This window comes from Candidatus Neomarinimicrobiota bacterium (genome assembly GCA_022560655.1).
Classification (GTDB): Bacteria; Fidelibacterota; Marinisomatia; order SCGC-AAA003-L08; family TS1B11; genus JADFSS01.
In genome coordinates, this window is the sequence record JADFSS010000087.1 from 1 (window position 1) to 7,321 (window position 7,321).

The window sequence follows — 7,321 nt, forward strand, 5'->3', positions numbered from 1 at the left end:
ATGTTTGAGCAGACGCTCAGTCTCGGCCAGCGTAAAGGCCTCCTGCTCGCAGAACACGTAAAAAAACCGCGCAAGCTGCCGCTCCTTGACCTCCACGGCGGTCCGCTCTACCAGCCGCAGATAGCCCTCCCGATCGGTGGCGTAGTCGCTGGGCAGCACGTGAGCCCCCAGGTAGGTAGACACCACCCGTGGCAGATCGGCCCCGGTGAGCCGTTGAGCCACTTCCAGCATTTTCAGCTCTGTCTCCCGGTCCAGGCCGTAGCCGCTTTTGATCTCCATAGTGGTGGTGCCGTGCCGGTAGCACCGCCGGGCCCAAAGGCTTGCATTATCCAACAACTCATCGGTTGAGGCTGCCCGGGTAGCCCGCACCGTGCTCCGGATACCGCCCCCCTTACGCAGGATCTCCAGGTAGGGCTGTCCCTGCATGCGATCCTCCCATTCGGCCGAGCGCTCACCGGCGAACACCAGGTGGGTGTGGGGGTCCACAAAACCGGGCAGCACCACCCCGCCGCCGGCGTCAATGATCTGATCGTCAGGTAGGGGATAGGCCTTACGCAGGTCGGCGCTTTTCCCCACCTCCTGTATCCTGCCACCTGCCACTGCCACTGCTCCTTCTTCAATAACAGCCAGCCGCCCCTGGTCCGCTCCCCGGGCCGGCGCCTGGGAAAAGCCCGCGCAGGTGACCACCTCGGCGGCGTTGACGATCAGCAGGTCGGCGATAGATGCCATCTATTATTACGGAAGTTTGATATCCTTTGCGGTGACAGTCTGCCGGGCTATTTCGTAACCCGACAGGGCGTGGCGTGCCACCCCGATTCCGGGGTCTACCGTCAGCACCCGGTTCAACCGCTCGGCCCGCTCGCTAGTGCCGTCGGCCACGATCACCATCCCGGCGTGCAGGGCGTTACCGATGCCCACGCCCCCACCGTGATGAAAGGAGACCCAGGAGGCACCGGCTGCGGTGTTCAGGGCAAAGTTGAGCAGGGGCCAGTCGGCCACGGCGTCGGAGCCGTCCAGCATGCCCTCGGTCTCCCGGTCCGGGGAGGCCACCGAGCCAGTGTCCAGGTGATCGCGGCCAATGACGATGGGGGCCGTTACTTTCCCGTCAGCGATCAGCCGGTTGATGGCCTCCCCGAACGTGGCGCGCTCGCCGTAGCCCAGCCAGCAGATGCGGGCGGGCAGGCCCAGGCTGGGCACCTTCTCGGACACCAGTTTGATCCACCGCGTGAGTCCTTCGTTAGCGGGGAACAGCCGCAGCAGTTCGCTATCGATGGTGCTGATATCGCGGGGATCGCCGGAGAGGGCCACCCAGCGGAAGGGCCCCAGCCCCCGGCTGAACAGCGGGCGAATGTAGGCTGGCACGAAGCCGGGGTAGAGGTAGGCGCCCTGTCCATCCCGCACGGTGAGGCCGGCCGCCTCAGCCTGGGCGCGCAGGTTGTTCCCGTAGTCGAAGGCCACGGCCCCCTGGCGCTGCATGTCCAGAATGGCCTCCACGTGCCCGGCGATGGTGGCCAGCGAGCGGCGATGATACTCCTCCAAATCGCGGCTGCGCAATGCGTCCAGCTCATCCAGGTCCCCCACAGGCACGTAGGCGCCCAGGTCGTGGGCCGGCGTCTGGTCCGACACTATATCGGGTATGGCGCCCCGGGCCACCATGGCGGGATAAACCTCAGCGGCGTTGCCCACCAGACCGATGGACAGCGCCTGGCCCCTGGTCCGGGCATCGTCCGCCCAAGCGAGGGCCTCGTCCAGCGAGGCCGTCATGCGGTCGCAATAGCCCTCGTCCAGCTTGCGCCGGATGCGCTCGGGCCGCACCTCCACATCGAGGATGACCCCCTCATTCATGGTAACCGCCATCGGCTGAGCGCCGCTCATGCCGCCCATGCCCGCCGTGAGAACTAGTTTCCCCTTCAGCGAGGGCGTCGCGTAATGTTTTTCGGCGGCGGCCAGATAAGTCTGGTAGGTCCCCTGGAGGACGCCCTGGGTGCCGATGTAAATCCACGACCCGGCGGTCATCTGGCCGTACATCATCAGGCCGGCGCGGTCCAGGGCGTCAAAGTGCTGCTGTGTGGCCCAGCGCGGGACCAGGTTGGAGTTGGCGATGATGACCCGGGGGGCGTGGGGGAAGGTCCTGGCAACATAGACCGCCCGCCCCGACTGGATGCAGAGGGTCTCATCGTCGGCCAGGTTGGTCAGGGCAGCGGTAATCTTGTGAAACTCGTGCCAGTTGCGAGCCGCCCGTCCGCTGCCGCCATAGACGATGAGCTGCTTCCAGTCAACGGCGTTGGCCGGGTCCAGATTGTTGTGGAACATGCGCCGGGCGGCCTCGGTATCCCAGCTGGCGGCGGTCCTCTCGGTGGCGGGCTTTCCGCCGGCAGTGGCAAGGGTCAGGGCGCTGGGCGCCTGCCTGGGTCGGGCGGCCAGATGCAGGGGGCGGCCGAAGCGCCGGAGCTCACCGGCGATGTCGCAGCGACAGCCGTACTTGGCCCGCTCGCTGGCGATGATGGCCTCGTCCGGCGGATGGGGCGGTTGGGTGCCGCTTACCACAGGCGCTAGCGCACGGCCAGTCCGGCCAGAAAGGACGCCAGCAGCAGGGCGGCCAGCCGGCTGGTTCGTTCGTCCAGGTCAAACGCCGGATTCAGTTCCATGAGCTCGAACAGGGTCACCTTGGGTGACCGCCCAGCGGCGAAAGCCAGTTCGCGTCCTTCCTCAGGCGTTAGACCTTCTGTACCCGGCGATGAGACCCCCGGCGCGAAGGGGGCGGCGAATACGTCCAGGTCAATGGATACAAACAACACTTCGGCTGCGGCGGCCAGGGCGCCCAGGCGCCACGCCAATGCCCCGGCCATGCCGCCTTTGCGGACCTGTTCCAGCGTCAGGCACTGGACGCCCTTTTCGGCGGCGTAGTCAAGGTGCGCCCGAGAATTGACGGCGCTGTGCAGGGCAAACTCCACCAGGTTTTTCCCGGGTAGGCCCAGCTCTTCCAGAATGCGCCGGTAGGGCGTGCCGCTGGTGATGCGTCCGTCCACCACCTCCCGCAGGTCCAGGTGGGCGTCTACATTCACGCCCGCCACTGATGGGGCGCTGGACGTGAGCGCCTTGACGGAGCCGAAAGTGGCGTCGTTGCCCCCGCCCACCACGATAGGCACGGCCCCCACGTCGAGGATCGCACCCACGGCCGTGGCCAGCCGCTCGTGCGTGGCGGCCACGGCCTCCCCGTGGCCGGGATGGCCAGGGTCATCAGCCACCACGTCCAGGTCGCCGGCGTCTGCCAGCCGCAGATGGTCGAAGTTCACGTTGTGCACGGCGTTGTGGGTGGTGCCGAAGCGGAGCAAGGCCTGTCGCAGCGCGGTGGGCCCCTGGGCAGCGCCTGGCCGCCCGCCGCCAAGCGTCACCCCCAAATCGAACGGCACGCCGATGAGCACGGCATCGGCGGTCTCGCCATCCCAGGGCCCCAGCCGGTGGGCGAGCCGGGGGTCGGCGGGGTTAGCTTGCGGCACCGACAGGGTAACCTCCGGCGGGACGGTATGGGGGGCGTGGTAGGGCATGCAGGGCAGGGCAAGTTAAGAAAGGGCCGGGCAAAAACAGTGCATATCAATCGAGGATTGCATGCGTTGATCTAGCTGTTGGGAACCAACTACCCCGATCGGCTTCAATCAGGACCGAAGGAGCTATTCATGGTCCCATACACCCAACTCTATGCGCTCTCCCCCTCAGCCCTTCAGCAGGTTGACGCTCTCCCCCGTCAGCACGCTGTCCTTGCCGAAGCGCTGGCGAAGGGTGTCCACGGCGGCCGTGCGCCTGGTCTCCCGGGCCGCGCCGGCCTGGGCAAACATGTCCTCCTGGCGCCAGCCTTTCATCAGGTTGGACACCCCCACACCGATGAGCCGCAGGGCCTGGCCCTCGGGTCGGCTGGCCCGCAGCAGGGCGGCCGCCTGTTCGAAGATGGCCCGGGTCTGGTCCGTTGGGCTGGGCAGGGTGCGGGCGGCCGTGTGGGTCTCAAAATCCCCGTAGCGCAACTTCACGGTGACCGTGCGGGCCACTTCGCCGCGCTGCCTGAGGGTGGTGGCCACCTCCTCCGTGAGACTGTGCAACACCGAGCGCAGGCGCTGGCCGTCGGAAACGTCCTGGGCAAAGGTGGTCTCCTTGCTGATGGATTTGCGCTGGCGGTCGGTTCCCACCGCAGTCCCGCCCTTGCCGTTGGCCCGCCTCCAAAGCATGCGCCCCTGTTCGCCGAAGTGGGCTTCCAGCTCTTGGGCTGAGGCAGTGGCCAGATCGCCAATGGTGACCATGCCCAGGGCCTTGAGCTTGGGCAGGGTGACCCGCCCGCAGCCGGGTAGGTAGCTCAGGGGCAGGGGGGCCAGAAAGGCGGCCTCCCCGCCGGGCGGCACCACCAGAACGCCGTCACCTTTGATGGCCGGCCCTGACCCGTGGGGTGCGCCTGTCGCCCCCTCAGCTCCAAGACGGGGATCACCGCCAGGTTTTGCCAGATCACTGGCCACCTTGCTCATCAGGAGGTTGGATGACAAACCCACCGAAGCCGGCAGCTGGGTCTCGGCCAGGATGCGCTGACGGATGCGCCGGCCCGCTTCAAGGGGCGGGCCCCACAGCCCCTCCGTGCCGGTAAGGTCCAGGTAGCCCTCATCGATGGAGGTCATTTCCAGCACGGGGGTGAACTGCTCCAGCAACGCCTTGATCCGGTCGTGGTAGTGCTGGTAGGCCTTGAACTGGGGCGGCACGATAATCAGGTCGGGGCAGAGGCGCACCGCCTGGTCCATGGGCATGGCGGAGTGGACGCCATAGCGCCGCGCCTCATAGGATGCGGCCGCCACCACCGACCGGCTACCCGCCGGACCGCCCACCACCACCGGCTGGTCCCGCAGCGCGGGATCACTGAGCCGCTCCACCGACACGAAGAAGGTGTTCATGTCCACGTGGGCGATGAGGGGAGGCAAGCTACGGGCTACGGGTTGCGGGTCACGGGTACCGGGTTGGAGCTGACAGGCAGTCGCACTGAGCGCTCAGCGCTCACGGCCCCCCGCCCTAGTTGTCCAGCAGGGCGATGAAGCGGGGATGCTCCCAGACCGGCGCCCAGATGGGATCGGCCTGGAACCAGGCCATCGACGTGTGGGACGGGATCGAAAGCAACAGCTCGATTTCATCCAGAGCGGCGTCGTATTCGCCCAGCAGCGCATAGATATAGGCCATGACCATGACCGAATTAGGGCCTCACCAGTGGCAGGTCGAGATGGGCATCAGTTCCTTGGACCGCAGCCCGGCTGCGATCGCCCGGTCCTTCAGGCCCAGGAAGGCGCAGGCCAGCCCGAGATCACTCTGGAGCTGAAATTTGCCCGGTGCTGCGGCCACCCCAGCTTCGATCCAGGCTAGGGACGAATCGTAGTAGGCCCGGCTCAGCTCCGGCTGCTCAGCCAGACCGTGGAGTTGGGCCATGGAGAAATAGTAAATCTGATTACCGGCCTTGCGACGGGTGTCTGAATAGTCCCGTAGGATCGTGTTGAAGTCCCGGCCAAGAAGCCCAAACCGCCAGAAGCCCAGGCGATGGATCAATTCGCTGCCGGCCCACATGACGTCCACAGGCTGCAAATAGTTGGACGCTTCCTTCACAACCTGCCGAGCCCTCTTTACGTCACCGTCCCTCAATAGAGCGATCTCGACCAAATGGGCATATACCCATGGATTGTCAGGGGTCAGAGCCATCAGGTGGTTGAGGACCTGCTCCGCCTTAGAGTATTGTCGCCGGTACAGGTAAATATTGGCGAGGCGCTTATGGATAAGGGGCGAACGGGGATCGCGATCGGCGGCCAATCGTAAGTTGCTCAGCGCCTGATCCCACTTGCCCTGCCGCATCTGGACGAAGCCGATTTCCGAGAGCAGATCGCTATCACTCTGGAGCCCCTTTTGGGCCGTTGCAAAAGCTTTCAGGGCCTGGTCATAATCGCGGTTCACCAGGTTGTAGTAGTAGCCCAGTGCCAGGTGTCCCTCAGGCAGGTCGGGATCCAGTTCCAAGGCTCGCTCCACCGCCTGTAGGGCTCGCTCTCCATGCGGAAGCATACTGTGAAAGAAATGGAGTGCGGTGTAGGTGTAGGAGAGCCGGGCATAAGCGGCGGCAAAATTGGGATCGAGCTCAATGGCCCGCTGATAGACCGACAGCGCCTTATCGAGGTCGGATCGACTGCCGGCAACCCCGATCGAACCTTGATGGAGGTAATCATTTCCCCGCAGGTACCATTCATAGGCCTCCGTGTTCTCAGTAGGTCGTTTTTCAATCCTTTCCTTCGCCTCAGGAGATAAGGTGGCTTTCAGAGCAGCCGCAATCTTCTGGGCTACCTCGCTTTGGATAGCAAAGATGTCCGTCAGGTCCCTGTCGTAGGACTCAGCCCAGAGGTGCTCCTCGGTTTCAGCATCAATAAGCTGGCCTGTTATACGAACCCTGTTTGCAGATCTGCGAACGCTACCCTCCAGGATCGTGGCTACACCCAGTTCCCGGGCAATATCCCTGATCCGTTTTTCGGTACCTTTGTACTGCATCACGGATGTGCGGGCGATGACTCTCAGGTCCCCGATCCTGGCCAGGTGGGTGAGGATATCATCCATCACCCCATCACTGAAATACTCATCTTCCTGGCTGTCGCTGAGATTAAGGAAGGGAAGGACGGCCACGGAGCGGTCGCCCAGCCGGGGTGCGAAATCTGCTCCGTTGCCCCCCAATATGCCCGTCATGTAAGTGACCAGAACAACTACTACCGCCGCTACCGCCATAAGGGCGGCTCCCATCCAACGGCGGCGTCCCACAGCTGCCAACACACTTGAAATCGGTTTTATAGGCGGCGCCTTCCCTACGGTCACGGTATAGACCTTGAGCGGCTGATCCACCCCCTTTAGGCTCCTCTCACCGACAAATTCCGTCACGATACCGGACTTGTTGCGGATGTCGTCTTGTACTTTTTCAGAAATGTAGATGCCACCAGGATCAGCCAGTGGCTCTAGGCGGGAAGCGATGTTTACACCATCACCGAAGACGTCCCCGCGCTCGAAGACGACATCACCGATATGAATACCAATCCGTAGCTTCAGGTCGGGATCATCCTTGAGCACCTGCTGAATCGCCAGGGCGCAGTTCACGGAGTCCACCGCACTGTCAAACGAGGAGAGGGTGCCGTCCCCTATCTCCTTGAGCCACTCCCCGCGAAACTGCCGGATGATGGGCTTGAGGAGTTCCCGGTTGTGCTGGAGCAGTTGGAGGGCCTTTGCCTCGTCCTTGGACATCAGGGCTGTGTAGCCCACGATATCGGTGAACATG

General features: G+C 64.2%; 6 protein-coding genes. All 6 read right to left on the minus strand.

The annotated features are described in order from the left end of the window. The coding region (locus IH971_10105; GenBank protein MCH7498190.1) for an amidohydrolase family protein at positions 1-729 on the minus strand (729 nt) is incomplete at its 3' end. Between the two features lie 6 nt (positions 730-735). Continuing rightward, positions 736-2,391, minus strand: coding sequence for a urocanate hydratase (gene hutU / locus IH971_10110; protein ID MCH7498191.1), 1,656 nt, complete (start codon positions 2,389-2,391; stop codon positions 736-738). Positions 2,392-2,552: 161 nt separating this feature from the next. Beyond that, positions 2,553-3,548, minus strand: coding sequence for a formimidoylglutamase (locus tag IH971_10115; protein ID MCH7498192.1), 996 nt, complete (start codon positions 3,546-3,548; stop codon positions 2,553-2,555). 165 nt (positions 3,549-3,713) lie between these two features. Then, complete coding sequence (locus IH971_10120; GenBank protein ID MCH7498193.1) at positions 3,714-4,955, minus strand: DNA polymerase IV; 1,242 nt, start codon at positions 4,953-4,955, stop codon at positions 3,714-3,716. Between the two features lie 88 nt (positions 4,956-5,043). Then, positions 5,044-5,208 carry a hypothetical protein gene (locus tag IH971_10125; protein MCH7498194.1) on the minus strand — a complete coding sequence of 55 codons (165 nt, stop codon included), beginning with the start codon at positions 5,206-5,208 and terminating at the stop codon, positions 5,044-5,046. A 21-nt stretch (positions 5,209-5,229) separates the two neighbouring features. After that, positions 5,230-7,321: tetratricopeptide repeat protein (locus IH971_10130; GenBank protein MCH7498195.1), on the minus strand; the 2,092-nt coding region annotated here is incomplete at its 5' end.